Below are 14,849 nucleotides of genomic sequence, written 5' to 3' on the forward strand. Positions count from 1 at the left end.
CTATCAATTAGTTAGACTCAGCATGCTGGAAAAAGTTGCTGACCGGTTCTACAGCTGGCCGCTTTTCCTATTGAATAAAATACCCGCCCCGGTCAGGGCCAGGCATCAGGAGGCAGATTCGGGCGGCTCCATCCCAAGGTGGCGGTAGGCGGAAGCGGTCACCATCCTCCCTCTAGGTGTTCTTTGCAGAAAACCGATCTGCATTAAATAAGGCTCGTAGACGTCTTCTATTGTTTGGCTCTCTTCTCCAATGGTAGCTGCAATCGTATCCAGCCCGACAGGACCGCCCTTGAAGCTGGATATAATCGAATGCAGCATCTTATGGTCGATTTCATCGAGACCTAAAGGGTCTACCTGCAATAGCTGCAGAGCCGCCTCGGCAATCTCCTTAGTAATGATTCCGTCTCCCTTGACCTGGGCGTAATCTCTTACCCTTTTTAGCAGCCGATTGGCGATTCTGGGCGTTCCCCGTGAGCGCATGCCGATTTCCAGAGAGGCATCCCCGACGATGCCTACCTCAAGAATCTCAGCTGCACGGGTAACGATATAAGCCAGCTCATCAATCGTGTAAAATTCCAGCCGACTGACTACGCCAAACCGGTCGCGGAGAGGAGCCGACAGCAAGCCGGCCCGCGTAGTGGCTCCGATTAAAGTGAATGAAGGAAGATCCAGCCTTACGGAACGGGCGCTCGGCCCTTTGCCAATAATAATGTCCAGGGCAAAATCCTCCATCGCTGGATACAGCACCTCTTCCACCGTGCGATGGAGACGGTGGATTTCATCGATGAACAGCACATCGCCTTCCTGCAGATTGGTTAGGATCGCAGCCAAATCACCTGGACGCTCTATGGCCGGACCCGAGGTGGTCCGGATGTTAACGCCAAGTTCGTTGGCAATGATGGTCGATAGCGTCGTCTTGCCAAGTCCCGGGGGCCCATACAGCAGTACATGATCCAGCGCTTCCTTACGCTGCTTGGCCGCTTCTATATAAATTTTCAGGTTTTCCTTTACCTGAGACTGGCCAATGTACTCGGATAAATAGCGGGGACGCAAGCTGAACTCCACCTTTTCGTCCTCCATCATTAAATTCGCCGATATTATTCTGTCTTCCATTGCTTACCTCCTTCTCCGGACCTATGGGCACTACACCTTAAGCAAAGCCTGCAGCGCTTTTTTTACAATCGTATCGGGTGAATCCGACGGCGAGCACTGCTTGCTGACCGCAGGCCACACCCGTTCAATCTCACCTTCAGAGTAGCCCAGGACAAGCAATGCCTGCTTGGCTTCGGACAGGTTCGTCTGCGAATCGCCCTCCTGAACCAGCGTTGGCACAGCCCCGTCTTCCCATTGGGACCGCTCGGACAAATCACCGAGCTTGTCTTTAAGATCGAGCAGAATACGCTGGGCCGTTTTCTTGCCGATACCCGGCAGCTTTGTCAGAAATCCCAGATCATCGCGCTGAATAGCGCTGATTACCGCCTCGGGATGTCCTGCCGATAAAATACCGAGAGCTACCCGCGGTCCTATGCCGTTCACGTTAAGCAAATGCCGGAACAATGCCTGCTCCTCTCTGGACTTAAAGCCATACAGCAAGATGGCATCCTCCCTGACATGATGATGAATGTAAACCGTAACGATCTCTCCGGAGTTTACTGCAAAAGCATAGGGGTTTGCACAGAATACCCGATACCCTATTCCGCCAACCTCCATCACTATATAATCAGGTTCCACGTGGACGGCCTGCCCTTTTAAAAAATCTATCATTGATTATGACCCCCGCCTACTTTATGTGCCAGCACATAGGAATGAGCATGGCAAATAGCAACCGCCAGAGCATCTGCAACGTCATCCGGCTTCGGCACAGCTGACAGGTTCAAGAACATCTTGACCATCTGCTGAACCTGCTTCTTCTCCGCCTTACCGTAGCCGACAACCGCTTGTTTCACCTGCAGAGGCGTATATTCAGCAATTGAAAGGCCATGCTGTACAGCTGCCAGCATAATGACTCCTCTGGCCTGCCCGACTGCAAAGGCTGTAGTGACATTCCGATTGAAGAACAGCTTCTCTATCGCCACCGCTTGCGGCTTATATTTATCAATTAATTCGTTAGTTGCCTCATAGACCTGCTTAAGTCTTACAGCCGGATCGGTATGGGCTTCCGTCTGAATGCTGCCATACTGAACCGGCACCAGCTTGCTCCCCTGCTTGTCAATAAAACCGAATCCGACGATCGCTATCCCCGGATCAATACCCATCACCCGCAATGCAATTCTCTCCCATCATTAAGCGAACATATGTATTCCTTAGCATTATAACAGATATTGCCGAGCTTGACGAACAGCAAAAAGGAATGAAAAACAGAGGCTTCCGTTTTCCATTCCTTTTCTCACATTTGTTTTAAGTTAACCTGTAAAGCCGTCAGACTTGCCCGTTATCAGCTATTCCATTCTTCCACCCAGTACAGCAAAATCGCTAAATGTGGAAAGCACACTGTGATAATCTTCTACATCCATAATCCGTATTCCCTCATACAGCTGATTGAGCGTTTCACTTGGCAAACTGCTTTTTAAATGCTGGACGTTGAGCTGAAAAAAGGTTCTAATGATTTGTTCTTCTGCAGGCAGTCCTTCAAACAAGGATAAGTTGCCGTCCTTATCCAAGCCAAAATAAGCATTTTCTTTACACTGCTGGGAAAGGTCATTCACCGTTTCGGTAAAATACAGCTGCTCCAGCTCATTTACCGTGATGACCGCAAGCGGGTTTTTCTCGCTTAGCTGCTTGATCTCCTCAGGCGTCAGCATCCCGATGTGCTCAAGCTCCTCACCGCATACGAAATTCCTTTGGTAGTAAACGTCCATCGACTGCGCGTTAGCTTGAATCGTTTCGATAATCGTCTGATTCTGATTTCCGTCCCCTTCAGGAGAACGGCCTTGAACCAGTGCCGCTTGCTCAGCAGACAGCCATACTGCCAAATCTTCCTCTGCGGTAGTTATTCCATTGTGAAGATACATGGCCGTTGCCGCAACACTGGCTGAGGCCACTAGCAAAATTACCGCCAGCGAGATCCAACGTTTCTTTTGCTGTTTGAGTAGCTTCTTGAGCTGCTTCATCAGACTTGAAAAAGAAATGTTCACCGTGATCCCCTTCTTCTGAATTTTTTTTAGTTTATCCAGATCAGAAGGGAATATACGTTAATCTCTCCAATTAGTAGCTAATTCGGATTAGTAGTTAATCCAAGGATTGTTCCGCTCAGAACGGCGGGAAGAGCGGCTCCGGGAATTGGCGGAGTGCAGGGTGGCCTTCCCCGTTTTTTTACCTGTGTTTTTCGTTTTCTTTTTACTGCTTCTAGTGCCTGCCTTTTTGTTTGTTGCAGGAGCTTCCTCCGTTTCCTCACCGGAGTCGGCAAAGGAGAATTCCTCCTCCCGCCCTTTGCCGCCTTTTGACTCACTTTGATTCCAGTTCTGGTGAACATTCGGGAAGACAGTACCAGGGGCAGGATTAGCCCAGCTATTAGCGGCTGCTGCATTCACATTGGCTTGACTAGCTGCAGTATTCGCCTGACTCCATTGACTCCATTGCCCCCATTCCCCACCAATCGGCGTACTGTAAGGAATAACCGGTTGCGCCCCCCAGTTGGCGCTGTTAGCATACGCTGCCGTTCCACCGAAGCCGGATACATGAGTCATCGGGCTAAGCTGGCTGTTTGCCTGAGTGTTTGCTGCTGTATTAGCAGTACCGGAAAGATGGATCTTTGCTTTTTCACCGGATACGTTAGCTGCTTCCATTCCCCCCGAGAGATGGGTATTTGCCGCTGCGTTGACGGAATATGGCGCATAAGAAGAATGGGAAGATGTATTCATGCCTGCTGCCATGTTCATTGCATTCACAGGGGCTTGCAGGGCGCCCGGCCAGGGCTCCATACCATAAAACATAGCTCCCTGGTTCGCATATGGCACTGCCCCCTGGTTCGCATATGGCACTGCTCCCTGGTTCGCATATGGCACTGCTCCCTGGTTCGCATATGGCACTGCTCCCTGGTTCGCGTATGGCACTGCTCCCTGGTTCGCGTAGGGCACTGCTCCTTGGTTCGCGTAGGGCACTGCTCCCTGGTTCGCGTATGGCACTGCTCCCTGGTTCGCATATGGCACTGCTCCCTGGTTCGCATATGGTGCAAAGCTGCCCGGGCTGATGTTGCCGAGCGCAGAGCTGCTCACATTAGCCTGACTATTGGCACTCTCCCACCCAGCAGCATAGGATTCCGGCATCCATGTATTAGCCGCTGTGTTGCTCCATCCCCCAGAATAAGGCTGAGTCAAGGAAGGATAGGCATTGGCGCTGGCATCCGTCCACGCTCCCAGTCCAGGGTAACCCCCCTGGCTATAAGGTACTGCCATTCCCGGACTCTTATGATGAGCGGCCTTGCCCCCACCGCAGCCGCAATCGTCTTTTTTCTTAGCCGGTGCTTGCATATTCATTGCATACATCGATGTGTTCGCTGTCATTGGAGACACATTGGACGAATATACTTGCTGTTGAGAATATACTTGCGGTTGAGGAGCCCATTGCATATTCGGATAAGCAGAATAAGCTTGAGTTGCGGGCACATTGTACTGCTCAAAAGGATGCTCGGTATAGCTGGCCGCGCTTGAGCTGGTATGCTGCTCCTTGCCTGCAGCCAGGGGCTTGACGCTTTGACTCAATTCTTTGGGAGCGGCCTGCATCTCAGGCAATACTGGCAAATTCTCATTCATGGCAACACTCTTCTCCACAGATTGTTTGGCTTGCTCCTGAATGTTTTCCTTGATGTTCTCAACAATCCCCTCTTCTAAATTTTGTTGAAGGGATTTACCGAAATCTTTCAGCTCGTGCTCAATCTTTTCCGGCATCTTTTCTTCCTTGATTTCCTTAAGCTCTTCCTTAATTTCTTCCACTACTTCCTCTTGCAGCGGCTGCACATTCTCCTCAACTTCTTGAGCCGAAATCATTTCTGGCATCGGCGCCGTATCTTTTTTGTGCGGAGGCACATTTTGCTGCTGTACGTTTGCTGCTAAAGAAGAAGTGTGCATCATCTGACCCTGTTCGTTTACTTTAGGGATGTTGATGACTTGCCCGGTCATTAAAATGCTTGGATTCTTGAGCTGTGGATTCGCGTCAATCATCGTTTGCAGCGGAATCCCCCATTGTTTGGAAAGCTTCCAAAGAGTGTCTCCCTGTTTAACCACATGCTTATGGGCGATGGCGTCAACAGGAACCGGCGATAAATCACTCGTTGAAGGTACTTTCACTTTCATGCCAATATCCAGCTTGTCGGGATCTGCGATTTGCGGGTTCATCTCAATCAGCTTATCCAAAGGTACATTGTATTTCTTGGACAGCTGATAGAGAGTATCACCTTTCTTGACGATATGGATTCTCAAGCCTAAAACCTCCTTGTTTATTACGGAGCAAGCCGTGTTGGCCCAGTGCCGGATGCTTGCAATAAGAAATCCGGTAGCTCCCACAGTTAGGATTATTTATTCTGGCGAGGCCCCCGGCACTAGCCGTGCCCAGAAATGACAATACATTCTATGCAGTAAATAGGCTTTTGACATCCTTTAGGCTAAAAAATCTCCTTTTTTTACAAAAGAAAGCCCTGAAGGGCTTATCCCTCCAGGGCTGCGGCAGCAACTATTTATTTAGTCATAAACCTTCAAACCATCTACTTCCACCATTTCACGGAAGGCCTTTAGCAACTGGGTTGTAATCGGGCCGGCCTTGCCTCCGCCAATAATTCTCGCATCCACTTCACGCACAGCGATGACTTCAGCCGCTGTTCCGGTAAAGAATACTTCATCGGCTACATAAACGTCATGGAGCGTAAACGGCTCTTCCTTCAAAGGATAGCCTAGCTTTTCACACAGCTCCATGATTGCCGCTCGGGTAATTCCTTCTAGCGCACCGCAATAGCAAGGAGGTGTATAGACAACTCCACGCTTGACGATAAAGATGTTATCCGAGGAGCCTTCAGCCACATAGCCTTGGGAATTCAGCATGATGGCTTCACCGACGCCTGCAAGGTTGGCCTGAATTTTTACAAGAATATTGTTCAAATAGTTAAGTGACTTGATCTTCGGATTAAGAGCATCCGGCACATTCCGGCGGGTAGAAACCGATACCGTCTTCAAACCGTTCAAATAGGCTTCTTCCGGGTAGATGGAAAGCTGTTCCACAATGATAATGACATTGGCCCGGGGAGCCCTCTGCGGATCAAGGCCAAGGTCCCCTGGTCCGCGGGACACCACTAGACGTATGTACCCGTCCCTTAGTCCGTTTTTGCGAACGGTTTCGGCAAGAGCTTCCTCCATCTCCTGATAAGTAAGCGGAATATTCAGCATAATGGATTTAGCGGAGTCATACAGCCGATCCAGGTGCTCCTTGCACTTGAAAATATTGCCGTTATATACACGAATCCCTTCAAATATACCATCACCGTACAAAAATCCGTGATCGTATACGGAAACAAGCGCTTCTTCCTTTTTGACATATTTTCCGTTTAAAAAAATCGTTTGCTCCATTAAATGCTACACCTCCAGATTGGTCTTCTCAAATGTATAGCTTGGATAAGAACCCAGTACTTTGACTTGACAGCCGAGCGCTTCTATTTCACTCAAAGCGGCCGGCAGCAGCACCGAATCTATCGATTCAGCAGCATCAATGTAAAAATAATAACTGCCGAGCTTCAGCTTGGTCGGTCTGGATTCAATTTTGGTCAAGTTAATTTTTCGCCATGCGAAGGCAGCCAATACTTGATGCAGGGCTCCGGGAAAATCCTCCGGCAAGGTAACCAAAAGTGTCGTCTTATAGTGCTCCGGCTTTCGGCTCCGCTGCGGAGGGCGGGGCCCCACCAATATAAACCGGGTAAAGTTATTTTGGTGATCCGTAATATTGCTTGCAAGTATATCCAAATCGTATAATTGCGCAGCCAACCTGGTGCCGATAGCAGCCAATGTCGGGTTCTGCTCCTCCTTGACTCTTCTAACCCCCTCTGCCGTGCTGCTGACATATTCGAATTTGACACCGGGTAAGTGTTCTCCGAGATAGGCCAGACATTGCGCTACAGCAACATCTATGGAAAGAATCGTCTTCACGTGCGAGAGCGGGCTGCCGCTCTCCTCACTCCGGTAGCCGATTAAATTCTGCATGGACGGATAGATCCATTCCGCTTGAATCGGCAGCTCGGAATACTGAACCAGCTGGTCTACATGAATTTTTACAGAGCCTTCTATTGTATTCTCTATAGGCACCACGCTGTAATCCGTTTCCCCCGCTGCCGTAGCTTTAAAGACGTCGGCTATGAAAGGATACGGAATAAAGTCGTGCGTCTGTCCATTGAAGAAATAGACAGCGGATTCCTGGGAGACAGTCCCCGCGGGCCCGAGGAACGCTACTCTGGCCATTTAGCTACCCCTCCTCCTGCATCCGAACTGCTCTTCGTACTTCTTTTCACCTATGACACCAGCTTTCTCAGGTAGTAAATGTTAACGAGATCACGACCGGCCGAATTCATCTGCAATTATCTAGTACTATATCATAAAACCTTTGCCGCGGCAGTCTGCTTTTTAGATATTGGCGGATTGATTGATTTCGTACAATGGAGGCTCGTTGGCTTCACATACCCATGCCCGAACTCCTTGCTTGGCCGGTTTAAGCCATAATGTCGATGCTTTCAGGTTCTCTTCTTTAAGTGTAGAGATCAGGAACTGCTCCAATTCCGGTTTGCGAGTGCTTTGCGAATCTACCAGAGTAAGCAGAGTCGGGCCGGCACCGCTTAATGCTGTACCCAGCGCCCCATACTGACCGGCCTGCTCCAGAATCTTGGCCATCCCCGGGATGAGCGATGCCCGGTAAGGCTGATGAAGCACATCCTTCATCGCATAGGGAATCAAATCATAGCGCCCCTCAGCCAAAGCAGCAGCAAGAAGAGATGAATGGCCGACATTGAAGACAGCATCCTTCATGGACACTTCTTCAGGCAGTATGTTTCTCGCTTTCTCTGTGGCGAGATGGAACTCCGGAATGACTACAAGCACCTCAAGGCGGTCTAATGGCTCCAACCGGATATGCTTGGCCAGAACGCCATCCCAGAATGCTACAATGATGCCGCCAAACAAGGAAGCACCAACATTATCCGGGTGCTTCTCCATTGCGCTGGCCATCTGAAACAGCTTGTCTTCAGGCAGCGGAGCTTCGAGCAGCTGGTTGGCAGCGGTCATCGCGCCGATAATCGCCGATGCACTGCTGCCGAGGCCTCTGGTCAAAGGAATATCGCTATACGCGGCAATTTCCAGCTCCGGGCAATGTGCCCCCGCTTCTTGAAACACCATCTGGGCCGCCTTGTAGATCAAGTTTGATTTATCAGCGGCAACCTGCTTCATCTGCTCTCCGTAGAGCTGAATGACAGTTTGCTCTGCAGGCTTCATATCTATCCACGCATATAAATCCAAAGCCATGCCAAGACAGTCGAACCCGGGCCCCAGGTTCGCCGTACTTGCGGGAACTTGGACACGAATCTTGACGTTTTTCATCTGGTCTCCCATCGCCCCCGTTAAGCTTCCAATTTCTGTATAGCTTCCATCACGGCCTGTTCGCTGTCTTTCACTACAAGAGGCTTAGCCTGCACGTTGTCGATCGCATTGTTGGGATCCTTCAGCCCGTTCCCGGTTAACACACAGACTACGGTTTCTCCGCCTTTGAAAACCCCTTCTTGCTTCAGCTTCATCACACCGGCAATCGATGCGGCGGAAGCCGGCTCGGCGAATACGCCTTCTTTACTGGCGATCGTACGATAAGCGTGAAGAATTTGCTCATCTGTGACATAGTTGATTTGTCCGCCCGATTCATTAGCTGCATTCACCGCTCCGTCCCACGTTGCAGGATTTCCGATTCTAATCGCGGTAGCAACTGTTTCCGGGTTGGGAATCGGCTCTCCCTTGACGATTGCCATCGCCCCCTCCGCTTCAAAGCCAATCATACGCGGAAGCGAAGTGGTAACGCCTTTGTCGCGATATTCCTTGAAGCCTTTCCAATAGGCGGTAATATTACCCGCATTGCCGACAGGAATAGCCAAATAATCCGGTGCTTTGCCTAGCTGGTCACATACTTCAAATGCCGCTGTTTTTTGTCCTTCCAGCCGATATGGATTAACCGAGTTCACCAGCGTAATCGGGTGTTTGGCGGTAATTTCCCGGACAATTTCCAATGCCCGGTCAAAGTTGCCTTCAATAGCGATTACTTTAGCTCCATAGATCATAGCCTGCGCTAATTTTCCGAGAGCGATATTGTTGTTCGGAATCAATACAATGCAATTTAACTGACCTCTGGCCGCATAGGCTGCGGCAGCCGCTGACGTATTGCCTGTGGAGGCGCACATAATCGTCTGGCTGCCTTCCTCCATCGCTTTAGCCACGGCCATAACCATTCCCCGGTCCTTGAACGATCCGGTAGGATTCAAGCCTTCATATTTGAAGTATATGTCCAGATCCAGCTCTTCTGACAGACGATCTGCATGGATCAGCGGCGTGTTGCCTTCGTGAAGGGTAAGCTTCGGTGTGGCGTCCGTTACCGGCAAATAAGCTTTATACTTGTCTAGCAGTCCTAAATATCTCATTGTTGGATAGCTCCTAACCTATAAAAAATAGTTTGCGAACAAAGGCGTTTGTTCCATTCCCTAGTCTTCAACCCGATAAACACTAACCACCCGACGGACATCGTCCAAAGTTGTAAACTCGTTAAGCACCTTCTTCATGCTCGCCTGGTTAGCTTCGTGAGTAATAATTATAATTTCCGCATCGGGATTATTCGGATTCGGCTGCTGCAGCACCGACTGCAGGCTCACCTGATGCTGGGAAAACACCTGGGCAATGTTGGCCAAAACACCCGGCTCGTCACTGACATGCAGTAAAATAAAGTTCTTGTATGCCACTTCTTCATCGGTTTTTAATTTCTTCTGCTTGTACGGAGCCGTAACCCTGCGGCCGTTTACTCCCAAATTGGTATTTTTGCTTACTGCGACCAAATCTGCAACTACCGATGTCGCAGTAGGCAGCTCTCCCGCTCCAGGGCCGTAAAACATCGTTTCACCGACCGCTTCACCATATACATAGACAGCGTTAAAAACTCCGTTAACTGAAGCCAGAGGATGCCCTTTCTTGATCAGCGTAGGCTGAACCGTCACACTGATGGAATCATTGTCCCGTTCGGCGATTCCAAGCAGCTTCAGTTCATAACCGAGCCGCTGGCTGTACGTAATGTCATCGCTCGAGATGGAGCTGATTCCTTGCACGCTCACATCGTCTAGAGCGACCTCGACATTGAAGCCAAGCGTTGCGAGTATCGCCATTTTGCGGGCGGCATCCAAGCCTTCCACATCGGACGTCGGATCTGCTTCCGCGTAGCCAAGTGCCTGGGCTTCCTTAAGCACTTCCGGATAATCGGCGCCTTCCTGGCACATTTTCGTTAAAATATAGTTTGTTGTCCCATTCACAATTCCCATGATTTTCGTAATACGATCAGAAGCGAAGCCTTCCCGAATCGTGCGGATGATGGGAATCCCGCCGGCCACACTGGCCTCGTAAAAAACATCGCAATTTTTGCGGGCGGCGTGCGCCATAATTTCCTGGCCGTGTAGAGCCATTAAATCTTTATTGGCCGTCACAATGTGCTTCCCTCTGGCGAGCGCCTCCAAAATGTAAGTTTTGGTGGGCTCTATTCCCCCCATTACTTCCACTATGACATCAATTTCACCATCGTTAATGATGTCCCATGCATCCTCTGTTAATTGTGCAGAAGACACATCGATGTTGCGGCTTTTGCCAGCATTTTTTACTAATATTTTAGTGATTTCTATGGGAGAACCTGTTTGCATAACCAAATCTTCCTGGTGATTCTGGATAATTCTCACCACGCCGGTTCCTACTGTTCCCAAACCGAGCAATCCTACTTTTATCGGCTTCATCTATGCCTGACCCCCAACCCTAATAGTAAACTCTATCCTTGCCCAATAATGATCGCCTTGTGAACACCATCGGTCTCGCGCAAGCTTTCCGTCAGATGATCGACAGGCTTAGCCATCCGTGCAATATCTACAGAAACGACCACGTTCGCCATGCCCTGCAGAGGAATGGTTTGATGGATCGTAAGCACGTTCCCTTCCAGATCGGCTATTAGTGCCAGCACTTTAGAGAGGATACCGGAACGATGATCCAGGTTCATGGATATTGTAATAATTCTTTCCTTATCCATCTTGTTCAGCGGAAATATCCCGTCTTTGTACTTGTAAAAGGCGCTGCGGCTCAGTCCTACGGCTTCAACGGCCTCGTGTATCGTTTTTACCGATCCTTTGGCCAGCAGCTCTTTCGCCTGAATGGTTTTGAGAAGGGCTTCGGGCAAAATCTGTTCATGGACCAAGTAAAAAGACTGCTTGTTTTCGATCATGGACACACCTTTCGTCCTCCCCAAAAAGACTATTGTTTCCTTATAGTGGACATTATACCGAAAGGTGCTTATCCTGACAATAGGCTATTCGCTTTTCCTTTATTAAGAATCAAAAGAAGCCACCCCTCAAGAGATGGACTTCTATCTATATGCACCATGGTTATCCGCATTATGCCGAGGCTTTGGCTGGAAGCACACCGCAAACCAGCTTATTCTCTCTCAACAAATTCAAATTCGAAATCGCCTATGCGAATCGTTTGGCCATCTGTTGCTCCGCGCTTGCGAAGCTCCTGGTCCACTCCCATCTTGCGCAAAATCCGGCCGAAGCGCAGCACAGCATCGTGGGAACCAAAATTCGTCCTTTTCATCAGCTTTTCTATTGAGGCGCTTTCCACGACAAAAATATCGTTCTCTCTGTGGATAGTAAAATCATTTTCTTCTTTATTCGTTTCGTAACGGTAAATTTTTCGTTCTTCAACAGCAGCCACCTCTTCAACAGTAAGCTCTTCCGGAAGCTGGTCCAGCTGGTCGGCAATGGCGTACACCAGCTCTTGAACTCCCTGGTGGGCAGCCGCGGAGATCGGATACACCTTTTCAATCCCATGATTGTCCTTGAGCTTTGTCCGGAATTCCTGCAAATTCTCTTCAGCTTGCGGCATATCCATTTTATTGGCGACTACCAGCTGTGGCCGGTTTTCCAGCTTGGCATTGTACAAGCGAACCTCTTCATTTATTTTAAGCCAGTCGTCGTAGGGATCCCGGCCTTCGCCAGCCGACATATCGACAACGTGGACAATGACCCTTGTTCGTTCCACATGACGAAGAAATTCGTGACCCAGGCCTACCCCTGTATGGGCGCCTTCAATCAATCCCGGCAGGTCAGCCATCACAAAGCTCCGCCCTTCGCCAGCATCGACAACCCCCAGATTAGGAGTCAGCGTAGTGAAATGATAATCGGCGATTTTGGGGCGGGCAGCCGAAACGACAGATAACAGCGTAGACTTTCCTACACTGGGGAACCCGACCAGACCTACATCGGCCATCACCTTAAGCTCGAGCACGACCCAGCGCTCCTGACCTTCCTCTCCATTCTCGGAGATTTCGGGCGCGGTATTGCTGGCAGTGACAAATCGGGTGTTGCCTCGTCCTCCTCGTCCTCCCTTAGCAACTACCACTTCCTGATTATGATGAACTAGATCGGCAATGATCTCTTGTGTGTCATCATCAATGACCACCGTCCCCGGGGGAACCCGTACAATCAACGGCTCCGCATTGGCTCCGTGCATGGACTTGTTTCTTCCTTTAACGCCCGGCTGCGCCTTGAAATGCCGCTTGTAACGGAAATCCATAAGCGTCCTCAGGCCTTCATCTACGCGGAAAATTACATCGCCGCCGCGTCCTCCGTCACCACCTGCCGGACCGCCTTCCGGTACATATTTCTCACGGCGGAAAGCAACGATCCCGTCGCCCCCATCCCCTGCTTTTACATAAATCTTGGCTTTATCTACAAACATGACAGATCCTCACCTCATTTTTCCTCCAGAGGAAGTCGCAGTGTTAGAACCGCTTTCTCTTCTCCCAGATGCTGCTCAAGCGATCCCCAGCGTTTGGAGTCCTTCTCCATCTTCTCCAGGGCCTGTTGCAGCTTGTCCTTTTTATAATGTCCTTCATATACAAAATCAAGCAGCAGCGTCTCGTCTTCCTTATCCAGCTCAAGGCTGAGAATGTTAGGTTCCCCGTCCGGAGGGACAGCGCATTGGCTAAACGTTTCCACCGTATTGCGCAGCAGCTTGGACACCTTCTCTGAATCAATCGGCAGCTGGCGCAAGTTCATCTCCTGCTCAACCGCTACTTCCAGTACAAAAGGCCGGGCGGTTGTCCGAAAGGACATCAAATAAGCAATTAAGGAAGGCACGCCTAATTTGGACAGGCAGCTTTCCTGATGAAGCTTTGCTTTTATTTTATCCATATAAGGCTGCATACTGTCGTATTTCTTCAACTTCAGTAAGCCGAGCAGCACTTGAAAGTCGTTCATCCAGTCATGACGGTGGTGGTTGATCGTTTGAACCAATAAAGAATGGCTAAGTTCTCTGTGCCGCCTGCGATCCAGGAGCAAAAGGCCGTATGCGCCGGCCAACAGCAGAGCACCCAGGAATATCTTGATGTAGGCCGCAAAATCAAATCCAACCAGCATCAATAAGGCAGCGATAAAAATAAACCCCGCTAAAGCCTGAACACCTCGTATCCGGTTCATCCGCTTTCCCACCTCTAGATTCGTTCCGATTTTTCCAGTATAACATGTTACCATCCCTTTACTCCATCCCATGCAAGCATATAATGGTATATTTTGATAAGAACCCTTTTAACACAGCGGGCATAGGCATGGCAACCGATTGAATAACTCATGTCACGAGCATCAACTTAATTTAGATGAATCTGCAACAGTTTTGTCCCGCCAGCGCTAAAGCAATAAAGACATTGACAAGGAAATGTAGAAGATTTATGATGGTATTGTCCTAAATGTTCTTATGTCATTACATTTAGAGTGACAGGAGTGATAAGCCGAGTCATGTCCACCTTGTTTGATAAGGCATTAAATAAAAAGATTCCTACTCCCCTTTACTATCAGTTGAAGGAAATTCTGCTGGAGTATATTATGAACACCCACGATAACCTGGATGTGCCGATTCCAACAGAACAGGAGCTCAGCGCTCATTTTAAAATCAGCAGGCCAACTGTTAGGCAGGCTATCAATGAGCTGGTTGTGGAAGGCTTTCTTTATCGCATTAAAGCTAAAGGCACCTTCGTTTCCCGACCAAAAATTCAGCAGGAATTTCTGCAAGTCCTGGATAGCTTCAACAATGAAATTAAGAAGAAGGGGCTCACTCCGTCAACAAGGGTTCTAAGCATGGCGGCGGTTAAAAGCGATAAATCCATCAGCGACGCATTGCATTTGACGGAAGGATCAACCGTGATCAGATTGCAAAGATTGCGCTATGCCAATGACGATCCCATAGTCATTGTTGATACCTTTCTGCCTTACACAGAATGCCGCTTTCTTCTGGAGAGAAATTTGGAGCAGGAGTCTCTTTACGAAGTAATTGAAGCTGAATTATCGTTGAAAATTACTAGAGCCATCCGAAACCTGGAGGCGGTATTGGCAGGTGATTATGAGTCTCAGCTGCTGAATGTTCCGCAGGGAGCGCCGATTCAATTCATCAAAAGCACAACCTTCTTGTCAAACGGAAAACCGATTGAATATTCCCTGGCCAAATATAGAGGGGACCGCAATACCTTTACCTTTGAAATGAACCGATAAATTTTTTATTTTTAAATGTAAAGACATAATGACATTGGTATGTAGATTGATTAAACTA

General features: G+C 49.1%; 14 protein-coding genes. 1 reads left to right on the forward strand and 13 read right to left on the reverse strand.

The window, feature by feature from the left end:
- Positions 1–105: 105 nt before the first annotated feature.
- The 13 genes from ruvB to PSHG_RS29180 all read right to left on the reverse strand — a co-directional run bounded on the left by ruvB (position 106) and on the right by PSHG_RS29180 (position 13,726).
- On the reverse strand, positions 106–1,113 hold the full coding sequence (gene ruvB, locus PSHG_RS05885; protein ID WP_010270758.1) for a Holliday junction branch migration DNA helicase RuvB: 1,008 nt from the start codon (positions 1,111–1,113) through the stop codon (positions 106–108).
- Positions 1,114–1,143: 30 nt separating this feature from the next.
- Complete coding sequence (gene ruvA, locus PSHG_RS05890) at positions 1,144–1,764, reverse strand: Holliday junction branch migration protein RuvA (protein WP_010270761.1); 621 nt, start codon at positions 1,762–1,764, stop codon at positions 1,144–1,146.
- Positions 1,761–2,264 (reverse strand): crossover junction endodeoxyribonuclease RuvC, encoded by a 504-nt coding sequence (gene ruvC, locus PSHG_RS05895; RefSeq protein ID WP_010270764.1) that lies wholly within the window; start codon positions 2,262–2,264, stop codon positions 1,761–1,763. Before ruvC ends, ruvA begins: the two co-directional genes overlap by 4 nt.
- Before the next feature lie 174 nt (positions 2,265–2,438).
- On the reverse strand, positions 2,439–3,134 hold the full coding sequence (locus tag PSHG_RS05900) for a BofC C-terminal domain-containing protein (RefSeq protein WP_010270766.1): 696 nt from the start codon (positions 3,132–3,134) through the stop codon (positions 2,439–2,441).
- Positions 3,135–3,221: 87 nt separating this feature from the next.
- On the reverse strand, positions 3,222–5,417 hold the full coding sequence (locus PSHG_RS31390) for a LysM peptidoglycan-binding domain-containing protein (RefSeq protein ID WP_010270769.1): 2,196 nt from the start codon (positions 5,415–5,417) through the stop codon (positions 3,222–3,224).
- 258 nt (positions 5,418–5,675) lie between these two features.
- On the reverse strand, positions 5,676–6,554 hold the full coding sequence (gene ilvE / locus PSHG_RS05910) for a branched-chain-amino-acid transaminase (protein ID WP_010270771.1): 879 nt from the start codon (positions 6,552–6,554) through the stop codon (positions 5,676–5,678).
- 6 nt (positions 6,555–6,560) lie between these two features.
- Positions 6,561–7,436, reverse strand: coding sequence for a prephenate dehydratase (gene pheA / locus PSHG_RS05915; protein WP_010270773.1), 876 nt, complete (start codon positions 7,434–7,436; stop codon positions 6,561–6,563).
- A gap of 162 nt (positions 7,437–7,598) precedes the next feature.
- The gene (gene thrB / locus PSHG_RS05920; RefSeq protein WP_042121473.1) at positions 7,599–8,564 is read right to left on the reverse strand and encodes a homoserine kinase; all 966 of its coding nucleotides are present in this window, start codon (positions 8,562–8,564) and stop codon (positions 7,599–7,601) included.
- Positions 8,565–8,584: 20 nt separating this feature from the next.
- Positions 8,585–9,646, reverse strand: a complete 1,062-nt coding sequence (thrC, locus tag PSHG_RS05925) for a threonine synthase (protein ID WP_010270778.1) — start codon at positions 9,644–9,646, stop codon at positions 8,585–8,587.
- A gap of 60 nt (positions 9,647–9,706) precedes the next feature.
- Positions 9,707–10,993: a homoserine dehydrogenase gene (locus tag PSHG_RS05930; RefSeq protein ID WP_010270779.1), complete on the reverse strand. Its 1,287-nt coding sequence runs from the start codon at positions 10,991–10,993 to the stop codon at positions 9,707–9,709.
- Between the two features lie 32 nt (positions 10,994–11,025).
- The gene (locus PSHG_RS05935; protein WP_042121475.1) at positions 11,026–11,472 is read right to left on the reverse strand and encodes an ACT domain-containing protein; all 447 of its coding nucleotides are present in this window, start codon (positions 11,470–11,472) and stop codon (positions 11,026–11,028) included.
- A gap of 209 nt (positions 11,473–11,681) precedes the next feature.
- A complete protein-coding gene (gene obgE / locus PSHG_RS05940) occupies positions 11,682–12,986 on the reverse strand; it encodes a GTPase ObgE (RefSeq protein WP_010270783.1) in 1,305 nt (434 codons plus the stop codon).
- Positions 12,987–13,000: 14 nt separating this feature from the next.
- Positions 13,001–13,726, reverse strand: a complete 726-nt coding sequence (locus PSHG_RS29180; RefSeq protein WP_010270784.1) for a Spo0B domain-containing protein — start codon at positions 13,724–13,726, stop codon at positions 13,001–13,003.
- A gap of 315 nt (positions 13,727–14,041) precedes the next feature.
- Here PSHG_RS29180 and PSHG_RS05950 point away from each other — a divergent pair, with 315 nt between their 5' ends.
- Entirely contained in the window at positions 14,042–14,791 is a 750-nt protein-coding gene (locus PSHG_RS05950) for a GntR family transcriptional regulator (RefSeq protein ID WP_010270787.1), read from the forward strand.
- Positions 14,792–14,849 lie beyond the last annotated feature (58 nt).

The organism is Paenibacillus senegalensis JC66, assembly GCF_000285515.1.
GTDB lineage: Bacteria > Bacillota > Bacilli > Paenibacillales > NBRC-103111 > Paenibacillus_L > Paenibacillus_L senegalensis.

What these genes read in the sequence shown, in the direction of transcription:
- obgE (WP_010270783.1), bottom strand. Translation starts at nt 12,986, where the DNA reads ATGTTTGTAGATAAAGCCAAGATTTATGTAAAAGCAGGGGATGGGGGC.
- PSHG_RS05930 (WP_010270779.1), bottom strand. Translation starts at nt 10,993, where the DNA reads ATGAAGCCGATAAAAGTAGGATTGCTCGGTTTGGGAACAGTAGGAACC.
- PSHG_RS29180 (WP_010270784.1), bottom strand. Translation starts at nt 13,726, where the DNA reads ATGAACCGGATACGAGGTGTTCAGGCTTTAGCGGGGTTTATTTTTATC.
- thrB (WP_042121473.1), bottom strand. Translation starts at nt 8,564, where the DNA reads ATGAAAAACGTCAAGATTCGTGTCCAAGTTCCCGCAAGTACGGCGAAC.
- thrC (WP_010270778.1), bottom strand. Translation starts at nt 9,646, where the DNA reads ATGAGATATTTAGGACTGCTAGACAAGTATAAAGCTTATTTGCCGGTA.
- ruvA (WP_010270761.1), bottom strand. Translation starts at nt 1,764, where the DNA reads ATGATAGATTTTTTAAAAGGGCAGGCCGTCCACGTGGAACCTGATTAT.
- PSHG_RS05935 (WP_042121475.1), bottom strand. Translation starts at nt 11,472, where the DNA reads ATGATCGAAAACAAGCAGTCTTTTTACTTGGTCCATGAACAGATTTTG.
- ruvB (WP_010270758.1), bottom strand. Translation starts at nt 1,113, where the DNA reads ATGGAAGACAGAATAATATCGGCGAATTTAATGATGGAGGACGAAAAG.
- pheA (WP_010270773.1), bottom strand. Translation starts at nt 7,436, where the DNA reads ATGGCCAGAGTAGCGTTCCTCGGGCCCGCGGGGACTGTCTCCCAGGAA.
- PSHG_RS05950 (WP_010270787.1), top strand. Translation starts at nt 14,042, where the DNA reads ATGTCCACCTTGTTTGATAAGGCATTAAATAAAAAGATTCCTACTCCC.
- ilvE (WP_010270771.1), bottom strand. Translation starts at nt 6,554, where the DNA reads ATGGAGCAAACGATTTTTTTAAACGGAAAATATGTCAAAAAGGAAGAA.